Source organism: uncultured Tateyamaria sp. (assembly GCF_947503045.1).
Lineage (GTDB): Bacteria > Pseudomonadota > Alphaproteobacteria > Rhodobacterales > Rhodobacteraceae > Tateyamaria.
In genome coordinates, this window is the sequence record NZ_CANNCF010000002.1 from 668,578 (window position 1) to 689,957 (window position 21,380).

22 protein-coding genes are annotated in these 21,380 nt (G+C 62.1%); 11 read left to right on the plus strand and 11 right to left on the minus strand.

Annotation, left to right across the window (positions count from 1 at the left end; translation table 11 throughout):
* Positions 1-7: 7 nt before the first annotated feature.
* Positions 8-1,999, plus strand: coding sequence for a hydantoinase/oxoprolinase family protein (locus tag Q1A89_RS11700; protein ID WP_299727914.1), 1,992 nt, complete (start codon positions 8-10; stop codon positions 1,997-1,999).
* Between the two features lie 207 nt (positions 2,000-2,206).
* Here Q1A89_RS11700 and Q1A89_RS11705 read toward each other — a convergent pair whose 3' ends face one another.
* From Q1A89_RS11705 to Q1A89_RS11735, 7 genes are all read right to left on the minus strand, one after another.
* Positions 2,207-2,674 (minus strand): Hsp20 family protein, encoded by a 468-nt coding sequence (locus tag Q1A89_RS11705; protein WP_299727917.1) that lies wholly within the window; start codon positions 2,672-2,674, stop codon positions 2,207-2,209.
* 130 nt (positions 2,675-2,804) lie between these two features.
* The gene (locus tag Q1A89_RS11710; protein WP_299727920.1) at positions 2,805-3,578 is read right to left on the minus strand and encodes a trypsin-like peptidase domain-containing protein; all 774 of its coding nucleotides are present in this window, start codon (positions 3,576-3,578) and stop codon (positions 2,805-2,807) included.
* Between the two features lie 26 nt (positions 3,579-3,604).
* Positions 3,605-4,372, minus strand: coding sequence for a trypsin-like serine protease (locus tag Q1A89_RS11715; protein ID WP_299727923.1), 768 nt, complete (start codon positions 4,370-4,372; stop codon positions 3,605-3,607).
* Positions 4,373-4,477: 105 nt separating this feature from the next.
* The gene (gene glcF, locus Q1A89_RS11720) at positions 4,478-5,791 is read right to left on the minus strand and encodes a glycolate oxidase subunit GlcF (protein WP_299727926.1); all 1,314 of its coding nucleotides are present in this window, start codon (positions 5,789-5,791) and stop codon (positions 4,478-4,480) included.
* A complete protein-coding gene (locus Q1A89_RS11725; protein WP_299727928.1) occupies positions 5,792-6,148 on the minus strand; it encodes a hypothetical protein in 357 nt (118 codons plus the stop codon). It abuts the gene before it with no gap.
* Positions 6,145-7,260, minus strand: a complete 1,116-nt coding sequence (glcE, locus tag Q1A89_RS11730; protein WP_299727930.1) for a glycolate oxidase subunit GlcE — start codon at positions 7,258-7,260, stop codon at positions 6,145-6,147. The genes Q1A89_RS11725 and glcE overlap by 4 nt, the downstream gene beginning before the upstream one ends.
* A gap of 57 nt (positions 7,261-7,317) precedes the next feature.
* Positions 7,318-8,766: an FAD-linked oxidase C-terminal domain-containing protein gene (locus Q1A89_RS11735; protein ID WP_299727933.1), complete on the minus strand. Its 1,449-nt coding sequence runs from the start codon at positions 8,764-8,766 to the stop codon at positions 7,318-7,320.
* A gap of 84 nt (positions 8,767-8,850) precedes the next feature.
* Here Q1A89_RS11735 and Q1A89_RS11740 point away from each other — a divergent pair, with 84 nt between their 5' ends.
* Together Q1A89_RS11740 and Q1A89_RS11745 are read left to right on the plus strand one after the other, a co-directional pair.
* Positions 8,851-9,549: a DUF599 domain-containing protein gene (locus Q1A89_RS11740; protein WP_299727936.1), complete on the plus strand. Its 699-nt coding sequence runs from the start codon at positions 8,851-8,853 to the stop codon at positions 9,547-9,549.
* Positions 9,550-9,586: 37 nt separating this feature from the next.
* Positions 9,587-9,940, plus strand: a complete 354-nt coding sequence (locus Q1A89_RS11745; protein ID WP_299727939.1) for a hypothetical protein — start codon at positions 9,587-9,589, stop codon at positions 9,938-9,940.
* Between the two features lie 179 nt (positions 9,941-10,119).
* On the opposite strand, the gene rlmH is transcribed toward Q1A89_RS11745, so the two are convergent.
* The 3 genes from rlmH to Q1A89_RS11760 all read right to left on the minus strand — a co-directional run bounded on the left by rlmH (position 10,120) and on the right by Q1A89_RS11760 (position 12,562).
* Positions 10,120-10,590 (minus strand): 23S rRNA (pseudouridine(1915)-N(3))-methyltransferase RlmH, encoded by a 471-nt coding sequence (rlmH, locus tag Q1A89_RS11750; RefSeq protein WP_299727942.1) that lies wholly within the window; start codon positions 10,588-10,590, stop codon positions 10,120-10,122.
* Positions 10,591-10,600: 10 nt separating this feature from the next.
* A complete protein-coding gene (gene rsfS / locus Q1A89_RS11755; RefSeq protein ID WP_299729152.1) occupies positions 10,601-10,957 on the minus strand; it encodes a ribosome silencing factor in 357 nt (118 codons plus the stop codon).
* 192 nt (positions 10,958-11,149) lie between these two features.
* Complete coding sequence (locus Q1A89_RS11760; protein ID WP_299727946.1) at positions 11,150-12,562, minus strand: mechanosensitive ion channel domain-containing protein; 1,413 nt, start codon at positions 12,560-12,562, stop codon at positions 11,150-11,152.
* 148 nt (positions 12,563-12,710) lie between these two features.
* Here Q1A89_RS11760 and Q1A89_RS11765 point away from each other — a divergent pair, with 148 nt between their 5' ends.
* The 8 genes from Q1A89_RS11765 (at position 12,711) to Q1A89_RS11800 (ending at position 20,330) form a co-directional block, all read left to right on the plus strand.
* Positions 12,711-13,208 (plus strand): hypothetical protein, encoded by a 498-nt coding sequence (locus tag Q1A89_RS11765; protein ID WP_299727948.1) that lies wholly within the window; start codon positions 12,711-12,713, stop codon positions 13,206-13,208.
* A 202-nt stretch (positions 13,209-13,410) separates the two neighbouring features.
* Positions 13,411-14,814 carry a 3-isopropylmalate dehydratase large subunit gene (gene leuC, locus Q1A89_RS11770; RefSeq protein WP_299727950.1) on the plus strand — a complete coding sequence of 468 codons (1,404 nt, stop codon included), beginning with the start codon at positions 13,411-13,413 and terminating at the stop codon, positions 14,812-14,814.
* Positions 14,814-15,419 carry a 3-isopropylmalate dehydratase small subunit gene (leuD, locus tag Q1A89_RS11775; protein ID WP_299727952.1) on the plus strand — a complete coding sequence of 202 codons (606 nt, stop codon included), beginning with the start codon at positions 14,814-14,816 and terminating at the stop codon, positions 15,417-15,419. Before leuC ends, leuD begins: the two co-directional genes overlap by 1 nt.
* Positions 15,420-15,714: 295 nt before the next feature.
* Positions 15,715-16,551 (plus strand): hypothetical protein, encoded by an 837-nt coding sequence (locus Q1A89_RS11780; RefSeq protein ID WP_299727954.1) that lies wholly within the window; start codon positions 15,715-15,717, stop codon positions 16,549-16,551.
* Positions 16,552-16,601: 50 nt separating this feature from the next.
* On the plus strand, positions 16,602-17,564 hold the full coding sequence (locus tag Q1A89_RS11785) for an endonuclease/exonuclease/phosphatase family protein (protein WP_299729155.1): 963 nt from the start codon (positions 16,602-16,604) through the stop codon (positions 17,562-17,564).
* 71 nt (positions 17,565-17,635) lie between these two features.
* Positions 17,636-18,739, plus strand: coding sequence for a 3-isopropylmalate dehydrogenase (gene leuB, locus Q1A89_RS11790; protein ID WP_299727956.1), 1,104 nt, complete (start codon positions 17,636-17,638; stop codon positions 18,737-18,739).
* Between the two features lie 132 nt (positions 18,740-18,871).
* Positions 18,872-19,234 (plus strand): hypothetical protein, encoded by a 363-nt coding sequence (locus Q1A89_RS11795; RefSeq protein WP_299727958.1) that lies wholly within the window; start codon positions 18,872-18,874, stop codon positions 19,232-19,234.
* A 112-nt stretch (positions 19,235-19,346) separates the two neighbouring features.
* Complete coding sequence (locus Q1A89_RS11800; protein ID WP_299727960.1) at positions 19,347-20,330, plus strand: DMT family transporter; 984 nt, start codon at positions 19,347-19,349, stop codon at positions 20,328-20,330.
* Positions 20,331-20,344: 14 nt separating this feature from the next.
* Here the strand turns inward: Q1A89_RS11800 and Q1A89_RS11805 are convergent, their stop codons facing one another.
* On the minus strand, positions 20,345-21,367 hold the full coding sequence (locus Q1A89_RS11805; RefSeq protein WP_299727963.1) for a LacI family DNA-binding transcriptional regulator: 1,023 nt from the start codon (positions 21,365-21,367) through the stop codon (positions 20,345-20,347).
* Between the last annotated feature and the right edge of the window lie 13 nt (positions 21,368-21,380).

Sequence of the window (21,380 nt, forward strand, 5' to 3'; positions counted from 1 at the left end):
GGCGAACATGGCGATTTTGTTGGGCGTCGATACCGGCGGAACCTACACCGACGCGGTGTTGTTGCGCGACGAAGAGGTGGTGCTGGCCCGCGCCAAGGCCCTGACAACGCGCCACGATCTGGCCATCGGTGTCGGCGAGGCGGTGCGCGCGGTGCTGGCGACGTCGGGCATTGCGGCCTCGGAGGTTGGCATGGCGTCGCTGTCCACGACCCTCGCCACCAACGCGCTGGTCGAGGGCCAGGGCGGGCGCGTGGCGCTGATCTATGTCGGCTTTCGCGCAAAGGACCTTGAGACGCAGGGGCTAGCCGAGGGCCTCGCGGGCGATCCGGTCTGCGTGCTTGCCGGCGGGCATCATCACGATGGTTCGGAGGCGGTGGCGCTGGATGAACCGGCACTTTTGGCCTTTTTAGAGACGCATATGGCAGATGTCAGCGGGTTTGCCGTGGCTGCCCAGTTCGCGACCCGCAACCCGGCTCATGAACAGCGTGTGGCCGAACTGGTACGCGAGGTGACCGGCGTGCCTGTGTCCGCAAGTCATCAGCTTTCGGCCAAGCTGGGCGGGCCGAAACGGGCACTGACGGCGGTTCTGAATGCGCGTCTGATTGGCATGATCGACGCGCTGATCGGGCGGGCCGAGGCCGAATTGCGCGCCATCGGGGTCGAGGCACCCATGATGGTGGTGCGCGGCGACGGGGCGCTGATGTCCTCAGCGCAGGCCCGCATGCGTCCAATCGAGACTATCCTGAGCGGGCCTGCCGCCTCGATCGTGGGCGCGCGCTGGCTGACAGGCGCGGACACCGCGCTGGTGAGTGACATCGGTGGCACAACCACGGATGTGGCGATGCTGAAAGGCGGGCGGCCCGCCATTGACCCTGACGGTGCGCGCGTTGGCACCCACCGCACGATGGTCGAGGCGGTTGCGATGCGCACGACGGGCCTTGGGGGTGACAGCGAAGTCCACTTCGTCAGCGAGGGCCTGCGCGGCGGCGTGACCCTTGGCCCGCGCCGCGTGGTCCCGGTGTCCCTGCTGGCTGTCGAGGCGCCGGATGTGGTGCTGCCTGCCTTGGAGGCCCAGTTGCGCAGCACAACACCCGGGGATCACGATGGCCGCTTTGTGCGCGCGGTCAAAGGGGTGCATGCCGGTGGGCTGGGTCCACGCGAGACTGATTTGCTGGCCCGGATCGGCGGTCAGGTGCAGCCGCTTGGTGCTGCATTGCGCACGCGGATGGAGCTGGGCGCGCTCAAGCGCCTTGTGACGCGGGGGCTGGTGCAGGTTTCGGCGCTGACGCCGTCCGACGCCTGCCATGTGCTTGGGCAGCTTGACGCATGGAATGCCGAGGCCGCGCGCATGGCCTGCCTGCTTTTTGGACGCCGGCGCACAGGGGCGGGTGAAGTGCTGGCCAGTGATCCCGCACAGATGGCGCAGATGATCGTGGACCGGTTAGGCCACCAGACCGGGATTGCCCTCTTGCAGGCCGCATTGGCCGAGGATGGGCTGGACGAGGGGCTCGCGACGCATGTTCTGGTGCAAAAGGGTCTGGGGGGGCACACCGGCGCGTTGCGCATCAACAGCGGCCTTGCCGTGCCCGTAGTTGGCCTTGGGGCCTCGGCGGCAACGTACTATCCGGCTGTGGGCGAGATGCTGGGCACGGAGATGATCCTGCCCGAGGACGCGGGCGTGGCCAATGCAATTGGCGCGGTGGTGGGTCGCGTTACAATGCGCCACAGCGGCACCGTGACTTCACCCAGTGAAGGGCGGTTCCGGGTGCACCTGGACAGCGGTCCAGAGGATTTCGCAAGTGCGGACCCGGCCCTCGCGCGGCTCGAAGAAGCGCTGCGCAACACGGCGTTGACAGCCGCACAGGCCGCGGGCGCCGAAGAGATCGACATTCGGGTCAGTCGCGACATCCGCACAGCACAGGCCGAAGCGCGCGAGGTGTTTGTCGAGGCGACGCTGACGGTCGAAGCAGCGGGGCGACCACGGGTGGCTGTTGGGTAAGCAGGACGCAGCCAGATCAGGGGGCCAGCCCCCTCGGCGCTGCGCGCCACACCCCCGGGATTTTTCCAAATCAGAGAAGTTTTCGGACCCTGTGCTTCTTCTGACAAGAAATACCATGGGGGAGTCCGAAGGACGGGGGCAAAGCCCCCTGAAACATGATGTGCCGGGCGCGCGTCAGCGCGTCCGGCTCCGTTTGGTTCAGATGGATCAGTTGACGGCTTTGGCGTCCACGACGTCCGTTTCAATCGCTTTTTTCTGACCCGCGATCTCGATCCGGCGCGGTTTCAGCGCTTCTGGCACTTCCTTGACCAGATCGATGTGCAGCATGCCATCCACATGGGAGGCTCCGGTCACCACGATGTGGTCGGCCAGATGGAACCGGCGCTCGAACGCGCGGGTCGCGATGCCGCGGTGCAGATAGGTTTTCTTGTCCTCATCCACTTTCTTGGCCGAGACGATCAGGTTCTTTTCCTTGACCTCGACATTCAGGTCCGCGTCGGAAAATCCGGCCACGGCAACCGAGATACGATAGGTATCATCGTCGGTCTTTTCGATGTTGTAGGGCGGGTAGGTGTTGGCGTTTGTCTCGGATGCGACGACCCGGTCCATCAGGTCCGCAATCTGGTCAAAACCAACGGTTGCGCGGTAAAGCGGTGCAAAATCATATGTACGCATTGTTATCCTCACTTGAGCGATGACAGGCGGGCCTTCCATTTTGGACAGACCCGCAGGGTTGCTATGGTCGGACCCCGTTCGAGCATCCGATGAGGAATATGTGGTAAGGATTTTTGCGCGTTCAAGACCCCTAGGGGCGGACAAATTTGGCACCGGTGCCGGTGCGCGTGCCACCACCCACGGTGATGCGCTTGACCCGCGCGGTTGGTGGCGCGACCTGCAGGCGCAGTTGGGATTTCAGCTCGGTCACGCGTTCGGGCAGTGCCATCCCGACCGAGCGTTTCTGCCCGTCAATCTCCATCATGCCGGAAATCACCGCCATGATCCGTCCGCGCCCGTTGAGATGCGAAAACACAGGCGACCCGGACGAGCCAAAGGTCACATCGCAGTCAAACACCATCGCATCACCCAGCTGCACCAGCATCTGGCACTGCTTTTGCCGCGATTGCGCGTCCGCCCGGTCGCGGCCATAGGACACGACGCTGACCGGGCCCGGCGCAATGCGGTCGTTGTGGATGTAGAAAGGCGGCACATCAAAGGTCGAGATCGGTTCACCCAATTGGATCAGAGCCACATCATGCGCCACATTGATGGCCGTCAGCGGGCCGACGGGATCGAATTTTGAATGGGCCGCGGCAGCCTTGGCCACCCGTGTTGCCGCTGCAGCGCCGTCCCGCAGGCCCGCGCGGAACCGGATCACATTTGTCGGCCACAGCCGGTTTGACCCGGGCTGGTACAGGCAGTGCGCGGCCGTCAGCACAAGGTCCGGTGCGATCAGCGTGCCGGAACAGAACGCACCGTGTCCAAAGTCGATGCGGCCCACAGCCTTCCAGCTGGCGGCGGAATAGTCGGTATCCAGCGTGCGCAAGGATGTGGTCTGGGCCGCCCCGGAGCTGCCCATCATCAGGCAGAAAAGGATCGCTAGCCATCTCATGGTTTCAAGAACTTTGCGCCGGTGTCCTGACGCACGCCTGCCCCAAGGCGTCGGTCAAGCTGGTCCTGCTGGGCCACCATTTCGGCCTGCAACTGTGCCAGGGGCGCCCCGAGCGAGGTCCCCAGCGACACGGCCTGCCCTTCGACCTCGGCCTTGGCGGACACGATCGACACGATCTGCACCTTTCCGTCCTGGACCATGAAAATAGGAGCACCCGAGCTGCCCGAATCAACCGTGCACGAGGTCACCAGCATGCCCTGCTGCAAGGCCAGTACGCTGCACAGCTCTTGCAGAGAGGGCTCTTCGGAGCGGCCCGTCCCATAGCTGACCACGGCCACCTTGTCCCCGCGCTCGGGTTTGGCCTCGGTCATGAAAGGTTCGATTTTGCCATTGCGGATCGGGCGATCAAGCTGAAGCAGGGCCAGATCGTTGCCCACGCCGCCGCTGTTGACGTTGGGAGCGTAGATATAGTCCGGGTGCACCACGGCTTGCTTGATCGATCGGTACGCCGATGCGCGCCCGTTGCGCCAACCGGCCAGAAATTCAACCTCGCCGTGATCAATCCGCACGCCCGTTTGCTTGTCAAAGAGGCAATGCGCCGCTGTCAGCACCATGTTCGGGGCAATCAGCGCACCCGTGCAGAATCCGGTGCCGCCAATGTTCAACCGCCCGACCGCTTCCCACTCTTTGGCGTCATCGCCCGTGGACAACCTGCGTAGTTGCGAATCCTGCGCCAACGCGGTTGTCGTCACGACCAGGGTCATGATCGAAAGGGCCATCCATCGGCGCATAAAATACCTACTTCGTACTCGGGTGTTATACGCGGGTAATAGGCGGCAAACCGGGCAGAATTAGGGCATGCAGCGGAATTAACGCAAAATTGGCACATCCGAATTGCTGCGATCCAGAGCCGGAGGGCGCGGCCCGCCGCTGGCCCAATCCAGCAGTTCGACCGTGTGCACCACCGGCACCCCGGCGGCTGACCCGATCTGCATCATGCAGCCGATGTTGCCAGCCGCAATGATGTCCGGATTCTTGGCCATCAGCGTGCGCACTTTGCGTTCTTTCAGCTGCCCGGAAATCTCGGGCTGCATCAGGTTGTAGGTGCCTGCCGATCCGCAACATAGATGGCTGTCGGAGGGTTCGACCACGGTGTAGCCCGCCTTTTTCAGCAGGTCCTTGGGATAGGTCTTGATCTGCTGCCCGTGTTGCAGCGAACAGGCCGCATGGTAGGCTATGGTCATGTCCTGCGGCGCGCCCCCGGGCAGGTTGAGTTTCATCAGCACCTCACTGACGTCCATTGCGATAGCAGACACGCGGGCCGCATCCGCCGCCAGCGGTTCATTGCGGAACATGTGGCCGTAATCCTTGACCGTCGTGCCGCAGCCGGACGTGTTGATCACAATGGCATCCAGCCCGTCGCCATCCATTTCGCGCGCCCACGCGGTGATATTCCTGGCTGCGGTGCCGTGGCTTTCCGCCGTCTTGCCCATGTGATGGGTCAGCGCCCCGCAACAGCCAGCACCCTCGGCCACAACCACCTCGCACCCGAGCCGGGTCAGCAGGCGAATGGTGGCGTCATTGATGTCCGTATTCAGCGCCTTTTGCGCACAGCCCGTCATCAGCGCCACGCGCATCTTTTTCTCTGCCTTGGGTGCAAAGCTTTGCGGATCATCGTTGCGGGACACAGGCGGGATGTGTTTGGGGGCCATCTCCAGCATCGCGCGCAACCGCGCATCCGGCATCAGCGCTGCGAAGGGCCGCCCAATTTTGGCGCCCAGCAAGGCGACGCGAAAGCGCATCGGATAGGGCAGGATCTGCGCCAGCACCCAGCGCAACCAGCGATCCACTAGAGGCCGTTTGTAATTGTCTTCGATATATTCGCGGGCATGGTCCACCAGATGCATGTAATGCACACCGGACGGACAGGTTGTCATGCAGGCCAGACAGCTGAGGCAGCGGTCGATATGCTTGACCACCTTTTTATCCGGTTTACGGTCGTTTTCCAGCATGTCCTTGATCAGGTAAATGCGCCCGCGCGGAGAATCCAGCTCGTCTCCAAGCACTTGATATGTCGGGCAAGTTGCCGTGCAGAAGCCGCAATGCACACAGTTGCGCAGGATTTCATTGCTGCGCTCGATCGCGGGGTCCTTGAGCTGCTCGGGGGTAAAGGTCGTCTGCATCTATTTCACCATCATTTGAGCGGCGGCAAAGCCGAACCACGGCACGGTTGTGCCCATTGCACCGATTGCCCGACTCCAACGCTGTGCGGCAGCCGTTGGGTGGGCGCTGCGCCATGCGCGCACGACCAGAACCAGCACGAGGACCCATGCGATCCAAATCGCGGCGATGCTTAGAAACACCGGCACCGGCTCAAGGGCGAGGGTCAGCCCCGCCTCGCTGCGCAGCACAAAGCTGGCCACGACCAACAGTGAAGCGACCAACGCCAGTGGCCCCCGCCCGAAGTCATAATGCAACAGGATCAGGAACAGGCCCGGTCCCAGCACAAAGGCCATTGTGAAAAGGACCAGCAGCATCATGCCGCCATCAGACCCGGATTGAGGATACCGCGCGGATCAAAGCGCGCCCGCAGCGCGGCACTCAGCGCCGCAACCCCTGCCGCTTCGGGCTGGAACACCGGAACGGCGGCGCGCAGGGCCTCGGGCGCCTTGATCAGGGTCGCATGGCCGCCAAGGGCCGCGACGCGGGACTGGACCGCGGCATGTGTCGCTGCATCCGCCGTGTCGCACCCGGCCCAGACCAGACCACCGCCCCAGTCCATCATCGCCTGACTGCCCTCGGGCAGGGCCGCGATCACGGCTGGCCCGTCGCTGGGTTTGACGGAAATGCGCCAGACCGTGCTGCTCGCCGTCATCGGGGCGCCATCGCGCACCCGGCCCCAGTCTGCGCCGTCATCGTGGGTGATGTCCCCGTGGCGGATCAACAGGTCGCCCAGCGCCTTGGCGCGGTAATCGACCGAGCTCGCAAACCCTTCGAGCCGCAACCAAACAGCGCCGTCGATCCACGCCGCCCCGGACACCTCGAAAGGGGAACCGAGCGCCGCACTCATCGCCGCCACCGCCTGCCCGGGGTCGCGATCCGTGATGACCAGCGTGGTTGTCGCCTCAACAGCGGGCAGTACTTTAAGGCTCACTTCGGTCAATACGCCAAGCGTGCCCCAGGATCCGGCCATCAGCTTGACCAGATCATAGCCCGTCACATTCTTCATGACGCGGCCACCGTTCTTGATGATATTCCCGGCCCCGTCGACAAACCGCACACCCAGCGCAAAATCCCGCGCCGCCCCCGCCTGTATGCGGCGCGGCCCGCTTGCATTGGTGGCGATGACCCCGCCAATGGTTGACTTGCCCTTGGTGCCCAAAAGACCTTTTAGATCATAGGGTTCAAAGGCCAGACGCTGGTTTTCCTTCGCCAGAGTCATTTCGATCTCGGTCACGGGCGTGCCCGCCTGTGCCACTATGGTCAGCGCGCCCGGTTCATACAGCGTGACGCCCGACAGACCGGACACATCCAGCACATCCCCGACCACAGGCCGCCCCACACTGCGCGTGCCGCCGCCGCGCACGGCCAAGGGGCCCTTTGCCGCCAGCACTGCCTCTGCCACGTCTGATTCCGTTTTCAATGTGGTCATCTTCTCTGATTCCAAAAAATCCCGGGGGTGAGGCCGAAGGCCGAGGGGGCTGGCCCCCTATTCGGCGGCAATTGCTGTGCCACGGCGGGCCTCGGACACCGCCAGCGGGAACACTTTGGCGGGGTTCAGCAGCCATTTGGCGTCAAACACGTCCTTGATCACCATCTGCGCCTCCAGATCGTTCGGGGCATATTGATGGGTCATCAGATCACGCTTTTCGATGCCCACGCCGTGTTCACCGGTGAGGCACCCTCCGACTTCGACACAGAGTTTCAGCACCTCGGCGCCGAATTCTTCACAGATTTCCAGATCGCCGGGCTTGTTCGCATCGTAGCAGATCAGCGGGTGCATGTTGCCGTCGCCTGCGTGAAAGACATTGCCCACGGGCAGGCCATATTCCTTGGACATCTCGCCGATGCGGCGCAACACATACGGCAGCTCGGACACCGGAATCGTCCCGTCCAGACACATGTAGTCACTCACTCGGCCTATGGCCGAAAACGCCGCCTTGCGCCCTGCCCAGATACGGGCGGATTCCTCAGCGCTGGCGCTTTCGCGCAGGGCAACCGGATTGTGGCGTTTCGCGATCTCGGTGATCAGGGCGAGCTGGTCGTTGATCTCGGCCTCCGATCCTTCGACCTCGACGATCAGCAGCGCCTCGCACAGCGGGTAATCCGCCTTGGCGAAATCCTCGCAAACCTCGATCAGCATGCGGTCCATGAACTCGATCGCGACAGGCAGAACGCCTGCCTTGATGATATCACCCACGCAAGCCCCGGCAATTTCGGCACTGTCAAAGCCCATGAGCACGGGCCGCGCACCCTCGGGTTTGTGCAGAATGCGCAATGTGGCCTCGGTCACCACGCCCAACTGACCTTCGGAACCGCAAATCAGACCCAAGAGGTCCAGCCCGCCGGAATCGAGATGTGCGCCGCCAATCTCGACCACGGTGCCGTCCATCTGCACAAGGGTCACGCCCATCAGGTTGTTGGTGGTCACGCCGTATTTCAGGCAATGCGCCCCGCCCGAATTCATTGCGATATTGCCCGCAATGGCACAGGCAAGCTGGCTTGAGGGATCTGGGGCATAGAAAAACCCATCCGATTCGACGGCACCCGTGACAGACAGGTTGGTCCGGCCCGTCTGCACGCGGACGCAGCGGTTGTCATAATCGGTTTCGAGAACCTCGTTCATGCGCGCCACACCAAGGATCACACAATCGGCTGTGGGCAACGCGCCCCCGGCCAGCGACGTGCCCGACCCGCGCGGCACCACGGGCACCCCGATCTCGTGACAAATGCGCAAAACATCAGACACTTCGGCGGTGGTGGACGGCAGCACTGCTACCATCGGCGGACAGCGATAGGCGGTCAGCGCGTCGCACTCATAGGCGCGGGTTTCCATGGGGTCGTCGATCACCGCATCGCGGGGCAACACCTCGCGCAGTCTTTCGACCACGCGGGCTTTGCGGGCGAGTATCGCCGGATCGGGAACGGGCATTTCCATGGGCGCCTCCTTCAGGATTGGTAAAATAATATGACCAATTTTGACAGGATGCAATCTGATTTGTTGCGGTGTAAGAGCGCAGCCATGACTTGGCTTGAACGTATTTCGCTGTTTTCCTCGCTGGATGGAGTCGCCCTCGGGCTTTTGGTGGTCATGTGGCTACTGATTGGCTGGCGGATCGAACATGCCACCGCGCGGCACCCGTCCACCTCGCAGATCATGGCAGGATACCGGCGCGAGTGGATGCGCCAGATGATCACTCGGGAACCGCGCATTTTCGACGCACAGGTGGTGGCAAGCCTGCGGCAGGGCACCGCCTTTTTCGCCTCGACCTCGGTGATTGCCATTGGCGGGACGCTTGCCGTGATCGGCAATGCCGAGCGGGTGACAAGCATCGCAAATGAGCTGACCCTCATGGACGCACCTGCCTTTGTCTGGGAAGTCAAACTTGTTGTGTTGGCGCTGTTCCTGTCCAATGCCTTTCTGAAATTCGTCTGGGCCAACCGGCTGTTTGGCTATGCGGCAGTTGTGATGGCGGCGGTGCCCAACGAGGTCACGGACCCACTGTGCGAACCCCGCGCGATGCAGGCGGCAGAGGTGAACATCGCCGCTGCCCGGTCGTTCAACCGGGGCCTGCGCTCTGTCTATTTCGGGCTGACCTGTGCCGCCTGGTTGGCCGGACCCGTGCCACTGGTTGCGGCCACTTTGTTCACGCTTGGGGTCATCTGGCGGCGCGAATTTGCATCCAAGTCGCGCACCATTCTGCTGGGCACACAGACGTGATGGGACAACAACCCGCAGCCTGATCTATGATGCGCCCATGAAACACCTTGTTCTTGCCGCCCTGCTTGTCGCCACCCCCGTCCTCGCCGAGGAGCCGGTGATCGAAAACGTCACCGTCACGCGCACGGCGCCGGAAACCTACCGGTTCGATGTGACGATCCTGCACCCCGACACCGGATGGGATCACTATGCCGATGGCTGGCGTGTGCTGGACATGGACGGAAACGAGCTGGGCATGCGGGTGCTGTTCCACCCCCACGAAAACGAACAACCCTTCACCCGTAGTCTTGATGGGGTGAAGATCCCCTCCGGCACCACGCAGGTGCAAGTGCAGGCGCGCGATCTGCCTGCAGGCTGGAACGCAGGCACGACAATCGTCGATCTGCGCTGATTGCGGTTGCGGACGGGGGCCAGCCCCCTCGGCGCTGCGCGCCTCACCCCCGGGATTTTTCCAAATCAGAGAAGATCGAACAGAAGAGTGTTTCTTCTGACCGGAAATACCATGGGGGAGTCCGAGGGACGGGGGCAAAGCCCCCTAAAACATGACGTCGCCGCAAGGCGGCCTCTGAATCACGCGCGGTGATAGGGCGATCCGGCCAGAATCGATGCAGCGCGATAAAGCTGTTCGCTCAGCATCACCCGCACCAACATGTGCGGCCAGACCATCGCCCCGAAGGACAGCAAATGGTCCGCTTCGGCCCGCAGGCCCGGGTCGATCCCGTCCGCCCCGCCGATGACAAAGGCCACATCGCTGCGTCCCGTGTCGCGCCACGACGCCAGCCGCTTGGCAAAGGCAGGCGAAGTCTCGACCCGTCCGCGTTCGTCCAGACAACAGATCACCGTCCCCTTGGGCAAGGCGCGGCGCAGCAGGTCGGCTTCTGCCCCCATGCCGCCGCCCTTGCGGTCCTCGACCTCGATGATGGAAAGCGGGCCAAGGCCCAGTGCCCGGCCCGTTCTGTCAAAGCGGGTGGTGTAGTCTGAAATCAACTCGGCCTCGGGCCCGCCGCGCAGGCGGCCCACAGCACAGATATGAACACGCATCAGAGTGCGATCAGTTGGCAGCCGTGGGCTGCCACATCTTCTCCAACTGATAGAACTCGCGCACTTCGGGACGGAAGATATGGACGATCACATCGCCCGTATCGATCAGCACCCAGTCGCCCGTGCCCTTGCCTTCGGTCCGGGCATTGACGCCGAATTCACCTTTCAACCGTTCGACCAGCTTTTCCGACATGGCTGACACCTGACGTGTCGAACGGCCCGAGCAGATGACCATGTAGTCACCAATCTCGGTCTTGCCGCGCAGATCGATCTGCACAACGTCTTCGGCCTTGTCATCGGAGAGAGAGGAAAGAACAGCCGCCAGGAGCAATTCGCTTGTGGCTTGCGTTTTGGCTGTGGCGATCATGGCCGCAGCCCCATCAGCGGCGCGCACCGCTTCTGCAGAAATTGACAGGACATCGTCCTCCTTTTCAGTGCGCCGACCACGTCCCCGGCGCTGGGACACCTTTATGGTAACAACGCAGAGGTGACATTTCAATGAATGCCGCACCGGGTGGCGTTGTGTCGCCCTGCCTGCCTGTTTGGGTGGCAGCGTGATCTAGTCGAGTGCAGTGTTCGGAACATCCTTGTTCAGCACGCGCACTTCGCGCTGCGGGAACGGGATCGAGATGTTGTTTTCCTTGAACGTGTCCCACAGCGCCAGATAGACCCGCCCGCGGATATTGGTCAGCCCGCCGGTCGGGTCCGTGATCCAGAAGCGCAGGATATAGTCCACCGAACTGTCGCCAAATCCGACGATATGGCAGACGGGGGGTCGGCTGGTCAGCACCCGTTCGACCCCGCCCGCAGCCTCGATCGCCAGTTTGCGCACAGTGTGCGGGTCGTCGTCATAGGCGGTGCCGAAATAGATATCGAGCCGCACGAATTCATCCGAATGCGACCAGTTCACCACCTGTCCGGTGATCAGGTCCTCGTTCGGGATCAGGTATTCGCGGCCATCCCGCGTGACCACCGAGGCATAGCGCGCGCCCAGTGTCTGGATCCAGCCAAACGTGTCGCCCAGCGAAATCACGTCACCGGGCTTGATCGACTTGTCCAGCAGGATGATCACACCCGACACGAGGTTGGACACCACCTTCTGCAGGCCAAAGCCGAGGCCGACACCGATGGCGCCCGACAGGACGGCAAGCCCGGTCAGATCAATGCCCAGCGCTCGCACCCCGACAAAGAAAGCCAGTGTGTAAAACACGATCTGAACGACCTTCACGATCAACACCCGCATGGACGGAGAGATGTCTTCGTTGGTGGCGACCCGCGCCGAAGTGGTCGATGTCACAAACCGCGCCAGCGTCAACAGCACACCGATGACCACGATGCCCTGCACAACCAGCAACAGCGACAGGCGCATACCACCCAGAGAGATCGCCGCCGCATCAAGGATTTCGGCGGCATGGTCCAGAACGCCAAGAATATAGAGCGTGACATAGGCAATCGCCCCAAACCGCACCATGCGCCGCAGGAACATCGATCGGATCAGCCGGGTTGCGAACACAACCGACAACCAGGCAAAGCCCAGCGTGGCCACGAGGGCCACAATATAGGACCGCGAGGGCCACGTGACCTCGCGCATGATCAGCACCACGATCCAGATCAGGATAACGAAAAAGATCGCCCGCAGGCGCTGATGCACGACAACCAGAACCCGCATGCGCCATTTTGGCCAGCCTTCACGCGTGCCCATCCACGCCCGGATCGGTGGCCCCAGCCAGCGTCGCATCAGGTGGGCCAGCACAAAGACCAGCAACACGATCAGCAGCTGATACCCGACCCATGGCCGGATCAGCGACATCAGCAGGCCCTCGACCTCGGACCACAAGGTGGCGAACAGCGCCAGGATGGATTGGACAAGGGTCACGCCGTCATCGGTGGACCCGGTGACCGCGGCCTCGGCTGCGGAATTCAAAGCATCCGCAATTTCGTTGCTGCCCGTCGTCGTTGTGTGGTTGGCCATTGCGCCTCGCTGTTTTGCGCACGGTCGCATGGGCCGGGGGCGAGAGGCAAGAGCGTCCCGGACACCGGAAAATGACCCCAAGCCAGCCACAATTTACGCCCAGTTCGCTGCCAGTCAGGACCCCCCGCTTGATGAGGACGAGACGCCAATGCACCGATTTATCCGCGCCACGTACCGCTTGGCCCTGCGTGTTCAGGGCAGCTACATGATGCTGCTTGTAGGCTTGGCGCTGTTCACGATGCCGATCTTTGCGCTGAACGGTGTCTTTCTGCGGTCACTTGTGGTGATCCTGATCGGTCTGGGCGTCGCGCTTGTGCTGTGCAAACCGCACTGGCAGCCTGGGTTCCTGCGCGCGCCCAGCGGTTTCCTCAGCGGATTTGGGTCGATGTGTGCTGCGTCGGCGGTCTTCATTGTGGCGCTGGTGCTGGGATTCATGGCCGTGATCAACATGAACCTGGCCGAGCCCTTGTCCCGCAACGTCGCAATCCTGACGGCCCTGCCCAGCCTGCTGGTGACGGGGGTGATGTGGTGGGCGGCGCTGTTTGTGTCCATTCTGCCATCAGACGGCGGCACGCCACCCCACGTGACCCCGAAACACCCCACGGCGCCACGTGCCTCACGTCGCCCACAAGCGCCACTGGCGTGAGGTGCATTATGGCAGCACGCGCTTGCTTGATTGGTTAGCGGAATCCCGTTAACAGCGGGGATATGAACCGCCTCTTTGACATGGATGACCGCGCGCGCTTGCGCGAACGCTTTTTCGGGGCGACACACACGGTGCTTGCACGCCTATAGGCGCGCCCGCCCGTCATCCATTCAAACACCGCCAATCAAAGGGAGAGGACCATATGTCCCCCAAGACGCTTTATGACAAAATCTGGGATGCCCATGTCGCCCACGAGGCCGAAGACGGCACCTGCCTTCTTTATATCGACCGCCATCTGGTCCACGAGGTGACCAGCCCGCAGGCCTTTGAAGGGCTGCGCATGACCAACCGCACCGTGCGCGCACCCGACAAGACCATCGCCGTGCCGGACCACAATGTGCCCACAACGCTGGACCGCGCAAACGCGGCCACCATGACCGAAGACAGCCGCATTCAGGTCGAAGCCCTCGACAAGAACGCCAAGGATTTCGGCATCCACTATTACCCGGTCTCGGATGTCCGTCAGGGCATCGTGCACATCGTCGGCCCCGAACAGGGCTGGACCCTGCCCGGTATGACCGTGGTCTGCGGCGATTCTCATACCGCGACCCACGGTGCATTCGGCGCGCTGGCGCACGGCATCGGCACGTCCGAGGTCGAACACGTGCTGGCCACCCAGACGCTGATCCAGCGCAAGGGCAAGAACATGAAGGTCGAGATCACCGGCAAGCTCGCCCTCGGCGTCACGGCCAAGGACATCACTCTGTCGGTGATTGGTGAGACCGGCACCGCCGGTGGCACGGGCTATGTCATCGAGTATTGCGGCGAAGCGATCCGTGATCTGTCGATGGAAGGGCGCATGACCGTCTGCAACATGGCCATCGAAGGCGGCGCACGCGCGGGCCTGATCGCGCCGGATGAAAAGACATTTGAATACTGCAAGGGCCGTCCCCACGCCCCCAAGGGCGCACAGTGGGAAGCGGCGATTGCATGGTGGAAGACCCTCTATTCCGACGACGACGCGCATTGGGACAAGGTGGTCACCATCCGCGGTGAAGACATCGCACCCGTCGTCACATGGGGCACCTCGCCCGAGGACGTGTTGCCCATCACGGCCAAGGTGCCTGCGGCCAGCGACTTTACCGGCGGCAAGGTGGACTCAGCACAACGTAGCCTTGACTATATGGGCCTGACTCCGGGCACACCGCTGAGCGACATCGAAATCGACACCGTCTTTATCGGGTCCTGCACCAATGGCCGGATTGAAGATTTGCGCGCCGCGGCCGCGATCCTGAAAGGCAAAAAGATCAAGGTCAAACGCGCCATGATCGTCCCCGGCTCGGGCCTCGTGCGCGCGCAAGCCGAAGAAGAGGGGCTGGCCGACATCTTCAAGGAAGCCGGGTTCGAGTGGCGCCTTGCAGGCTGTTCCATGTGCCTTGCAATGAACCCCGACCAGCTGAGCGAGGGGGAACGCTGCGTGTCGACCTCCAACCGCAACTTTGAAGGACGGCAGGGATATAAAGGGCGCACCCATCTGGTGTCGCCCGGTATGGCGGCAGCGGCGGCCATCACCGGCAAACTCACCGATGTACGGGAGATGATGTAATGGACAAGTTCACCACACTGACGGGCATCGCGGCCCCCATGCCGCTGGTCAATATCGACACTGATATGATCATCCCCAAGCAGTTCCTGAAGACGATCAAACGGTCCGGCCTTGGCGTGAACCTGTTTGACGAAATGCGCTTTGACCGGCAGGGCAATGAAATCCCCGACTTCGTTCTGAACCAGGACGCCTATCGCAATGCAGAGATCCTCGTGGCGGGCGACAATTTCGGCTGCGGGTCGTCGCGCGAACATGCGCCCTGGGCGATCAAGGATTTCGGCATCCGCTGCGTGATCTCGACCTCCTTTGCGGACATCTTTTACAACAACTGCTTCAAGAACGGCATTCTGCCCATCGCCCTGCCCGCCGAAGCGGTCGACGTGCTGATGAAAGATGCCGAGAAGGGTGCCAACGCCCGCATGACCGTCGACCTTGCAGCGCAGACAGTGACCACCTCCGATGGAGAGGTGTTCAGCTTTGAGGTGGATGCGTTCAAAAAGCACTGCCTGATCGAGGGGCTGGACGATATTGGCCTGACCATGGCCAAAGCCGATAGCATCCAGAGTTTCGAGACGCAGGCGGCGCAGGCCCGGCCCTGGGTATGAGCCACAGTTAACCAACCTGCGGTAGAAAACGTTAAGGCGCTATGCGTCCTTCAAGGCCCAAACACAACATCTTGGGCCTTGCCTAAAAGCCGCCTTACAAATGATGCACAAAGGCACCACCCCCTCCCTCAAATTGCCCCAGCAGTTACGTTTCAGTAAACCCAACACTTGAGCGACCGGGTCAATCAAGGCACAAATGGGGCAACAATGAGGCAACCCGCCAGACCCGGTGGGATCAAGTTGGAACAAGCACGCGGCAACGTATCGCGGCTGGCCAGTTTGAAGGGATCGAAACGTGATAGCACGACTGTATGGTGCCGCGATACGCGGCGTGATGATGGCTTTGATGATTGCCTTGCCGGCATTGATTCTGCCGGGCATCTCGATTGACTCGTCTCAAGCCACTGTATTGGTTGCACTTTTGGCGGCGTTCCTGACATTCGTCGAATACAATTCCGCCAGTCCCAGCATTGTCGAATTCCGTGATGCGGCCCCGTTCAACCGCCTGCGGTTCATCGCGCTGTTCGTGACGGTCCTCGTTCTCAGCCTGATCTGCAAAGGCAAAACCGACCCCACGCTGACCACAAACGCGCTGACCTCCGTCGGCACAATTGTAGGCAACAGCATCGATTTCCCCTATTCGCCCGTCCGCATGGTTGTCCTGACCCTGCCCGCCGGAGCCGACTATGACGTCGTTCAATCCGTGCGCACCGCGGCGGGTCTGTCCTACCTCACTTCGCTGACGGCGATGGCGGCCTTCCTCGTGCTGGTCCGCATTCTGGGTTGGCCATCGCGCAAAGGCGCGTTCAACGTGTGGGTGAACCTGCCCCTGTTTGATCCGACCACGGGCGGTGATGTGTTGCAGCGTCTCAGCCGCGATGCCCGCATCAACATCGTGCTGGGCTTTTTGCTGCCCTTTGCTATCCCCGCGGTGGTCAAACTGGCGGCTGATCTGATAAACCCGATCTCGCTGGAGAACCCGCAAACCCTGATCTGGACAATGAGCGCATGGGCCTTCCTTCCTGCCAGCATGATCATGCGCGGCATCGCATTGCAGCGGATCGCGGAGATGATCCGCGACCAGCGCAAGCGCGCCTACGCCACAGCGGACACCGATTTGCAGGTGGCCTGATTGCCTTTTGCCTGTGCCTGATTGCAGGCACGGGCGCTTTTGCGCAGACCCTGCGTGTCGCCACCTACAACACTGAGCTTCAGCGTGACGGGCCCGGCCTGTTCCTTCGGGATCTGGCCCGTGGCGAAGACGAACAGATCACCGCCGTTCTGGAGGTTATCGCCACTGCAGATGCGGATGTGCTGGCCTTGCAGGGCATTGACTATGATCTGACGGGCGAGGCGTTGACCCGTCTAGCCGAGTTGGCTGGCTACCCCCACGCTTTTGCGCTGCGCCCAAACACCGGCATGCCCACTGGTCTGGACATGGACGGCGACGGGTTGTTGGGTGGCCCGCGTGATGCGCAGGGTTATGGGCGGTTCTCGGGGCAAGGCGGAATGGCGATCCTGTCTCGTTTGCCCATCGACACGGCCAATGTGCAGGATCTGTCGGCCCTGCTGTGGCAAGACATTCCCGACGCCCTGCTGCCAACGGTCAATGGCGCACCGTTCCCAAGTGCCGAGGCGCAGGCCGCCCAGCGCCTGTCCACCACCGGCCATTGGATTGTGCCGATCATCGGGCCTGCGGGCCGGTTCGATGTGCTGACCTTTCACGCCAGCCCTCCGGTCTTTGATGGCCCCGAAGACCGCAATGGCAAGCGCAACCATGACGAAATCATGCTCTGGCTTCACGTGCTGGACGAGACGGTCGGCATGGCCCCTCAAGGTGCGTTCGTGATAGCGGGCGATGCAAATCTCGACCCCGTGGATGGGTCGGGGATCAAGTCGGCGATCACCAACCTGCTCGCTTCACCCATGCTGCAGGATGTCGCTCCGCAAGGCGCATCCGGCACCGACACGGCAGATTGGGATGACCCGGTGCCAGGTAACTTGCGCGTGGACTACGTGCTGCCCTCCACCCATTGGCAGGTGATTGACAGCGGCGTGCTGTGGCCCGAACCGGATGACCCGCTGGCCAACACCGTGGCAGCGGCCAGCCGCCATCACCTCGTCTGGGTCGACCTGTCTTATTGAACTCCGCCTTATTGACCCTGCGCGCCAGCCCGCGTAGTCGAAGCCAAACGTCGATTTCACGGAGTTCACACATGTCCAACCCCTCGCTTTTGATCCTGCCCGGTGACGGTATCGGCCCCGAAGTCATGGATCAGGTTGTCCGCGTGATTGACTGGTTCGGTGCCAAGCGCGATCTGCCTTTTGACATCTCCACCGATCTGGTGGGCGGTGCGGCCTATGACGCGCACGGCACGCCGCTGCATGACGACACGATGGCCAAGGCCCTCGAGGTGGACGCCGTTTTGCTGGGCGCCGTGGGTGGTCCGAAATACGATGATCTGGATTTCAGCCTGAAGCCTGAACGCGGCCTGTTGCGCCTGCGCAAAGAGATGGACCTGTTCTCCAACCTGCGCCCGGCGCAATGCTTTGACGCGCTGGCGGATTTCTCGTCCCTGAAAAAAGACATCGTTGCGGGTCTCGACATCATGATCGTGCGCGAGCTGACTTCTGGTGTCTATTTCGGCGAACCGCGCGGCATCTTCGAGGAAGGCAACGAACGCGTGGGCATCAACACCCAACGCTATACCGAGGGCGAGATTGAACGGGCCGCCCGCTCGGCGTTCGAGCTGGCCATGAAGCGCAGCAAAAAGCTGTGCAGCATGGAAAAGGCCAACGTGATGGAAAGCGGCATCCTGTGGCGCGAGGTCGTCACGCGCGTGGGCAAGGACTATCCCGAAGTCGAGCTGTCGCACATGTATGCCGACAACGGCGCGATGCAACTGGTGCGCGCGCCCAAGCAGTTCGATGTGATCGTCACGGACAACCTGTTCGGTGACATCCTGTCGGATTGTGCCGCGATGCTGACCGGCTCGCTTGGGATGTTGCCCTCGGCCAGCCTTGGTGCGCCGATGGAGAACGGTCGCGCGCGGGCGATGTATGAACCCGTGCATGGCTCTGCCCCGGACATTGCCGGTCAGGGCAAGGCCAACCCGATTGCCTGCATACTCAGCTTTGCCATGGCGCTGCGCTATTCCTTTGATCAGGGCGACGAGGCCGCGCGCCTTGAAGGGGCGATCGAAAAGGTGCTGGCCGACGGCGCACGCACAGGCGATCTGATGGGTCCCGAAGGCGGCACGCCGCTGTCCACGTCCGAAATGGGCGACGTCATCCTCGCGGCCCTCGACGCCAGCCTCTGACGCACTGCATCGGCGCGCGGGCGGTGCTGAACTGCACGCCCGACGCCGAATGTAAGGGCGGGAATACCGTACTTGTCGGCCCTGTGCCCGGTCCCCAGATCGGAGGCAGTTGAAACGAGTAAGGTATTAAAGATGAACAGATTTTCCATTCGCGCCGCCGTTGTTGGCACCAGTTTGCTGGCCATCAGCGCATGCGACACTGCCTATCCTGTCACCGTCATTGGCGAAAATGGCATGGTCTTTCGCGGCGCGGCCACCAACACATTTCTGTATGGCGGCAGTTTTCAGGCGACCAATGGCAATGCCGTCTGCACCGGCACATATGACAAGTTCGCCGACATCTCGACGGTCAGTTTTCCGGTGGTCTGCAACACCGGCCTGCGCGGCGTCGGCACCGCGTTCTTTCAGTCTGAAACCGCGGGGTCCGGATTTGTCACCATGTCCGATGGCAGCCGCTGGCAGTTCATCTTTGGGCGCGGCGCGCTTGCCATTTAAGCCCGCAACCCGACGCACGGGAAAACAAAACGGAATGTCCGGCCAAGCGCATGGACATTCCCGCATGGCAAAAGTTATGAGAACAGCGCAACCATGAACGAGGTCGGCGACGATGTCTTCCAATGTCAAAGGCGCGCTGCTGTCCTTGATCGCCTTCGGGGTGTACGCGACCCATGACGTGTTCATCAAAACCCTTGGTGCAACCTATTCCCCAATCCAGTTGGTGTTTTTCAGCGTCTTGCTGAGCTTTCCGCTCGCCACGATCAACCTGATGCGCGAACGCGCAGCCGCGACCTTGCTGCCGGTGCACCCGTGGTGGATCGGTCTGCGCACGGTGGCCGCGGTGATCACTGGCTTTGCCGCGTTTTATGCGTTTTCCAACCTGCCGCTGACACAGACCTACGCGATCCTGTTTGCCACCCCTTTGATCATCACCGTGCTGTCGATCCCGATCCTGGGTGAAACCGTGCGGCTGCAACGCTGGCTGGCGGTGTTGGTTGGCTTGATCGGGGTGATTGTTGTGCTGCGCCCCGGCGGCACCGAACTGGGCCTTGGTCATGCGGCAGCCCTGCTGGCGGCGTGCACGGGGGCCTTTGCCTCGATTGTGTTGCGCAAGATCGGCGGAGAAGAACGGCCCGTCGTCGTGATGCTCTATCCGATGGTGGCCAATTTCGTTGTGATGGGGGCGATGCTGCCCTTTGTCTACAAACCGATGCCGATTGAGCATCTGGGCTATCTCGCCGTTATTTCGGTTTTTGCCTGGGTGGGTGGGCGCGTCATCATCTCGGCCTATCAGACGGGCGAGGCGGCCATCGTAGCCCCGATGCAATACTCGCAGATCCTGTGGGCCACGGTTTATGGCTTCATCTTTTTTGGCGAAAGCCTCGATCTTTATACCGGGATAGGTGCTGCGATCATCATCGCATCCGGCATCTTCATCGTGATCCGCGAAAGCAAGGGTGGCAATTCGAGCAACACGCCCGTGCTGCGCACCCGTACCCGCATCGGCACCCCGGCCGCGTTTCGTGTCAGCGACATGATGACCAGCGGGCGGGAACGTGACAAGAAGAACGAGGCTGATAAGCCGCCCGAATAGCCCCTGACGCGGGTTCAGGACGGGGGCGGGCCGAGTGAGCCGCGCAATTTAAGTGCGCAGTCCAATTCGATGACTGCACCGGGGCTTGTCCCTTCGAGCAAGTTCACCAGCTCTTCGGCGGCGCGGCGTCCCATTTCCTGATGTGGCACGCGCATGGTTGTCAGTTCCGGGGTCACGATCCGCGCCAGTTCGATGTCGTCAAACCCGGTGATCGACACGTCCTCGGGCACGCGCAGCCCCATGTCCCGCGCCCGCTTCATTGCACCAACAGCCAGCACATCATTGCCGCACATGATGGCAGTGGGCCGAGGCGTGCGCTGCATCAGCGTCTCAAAGGCGGCCCCGCCATTTTCGACCTCATAGGACGTTTCGATGACCGGTAAGTCGTCGGGATCCAGCCCATGTTCCGTCAGCGCATCCCGAATACCGGCATGCCGCGCGGTAGCGCGGTCGTTCCCGTCCAGGGTTCCCGATATCAGGCCGATCCGCCTATGGCCCTGGTCTATGACCGCGCTGGCCAACGCCTTCATCGCCGCGTGATTGTCAAAACCGACGGCGGGCTGTTGGCTGCCCGCCTCGAACGTCCATGCAATTAACGTCGCCACCGAGCGGTTGCGCAGAAACGCATAGATCGACGGATCACGCGCACGGCCAATCAACAATAGGCCATCAGCGCCGCGCGCCACGAGGGCGCGAATCTGTTCGGCCTCGACCTCAGCCTGATAGCCGGTGCTGGACACGAGAAGGGTGTAGCCCCGCGCATGCAGCGCCTCCTGAAAGGCTTGCAAGCCGCGCGCAAAGATCGCGTTTTCCATGGTCGGGATGATCGCGCCAATGGTGTATGTCCGTTTCGCCGCCATCGCGCGGGCGCCGAAATTTGGTGTGTATCCAAGGGCTTCGACAACGGCGAGAACTTTGGTGCGCGTCTTTTCGACCACCCGGTCCGGCGTGTTGAGGCAGCGCGACACGGTGGCCGTAGAGACACCAGCCGCGCGCGCCACATCGTCGAGTGTGGGAATGGTTTTCCCGTCGGACATTGTTCACCAGTGC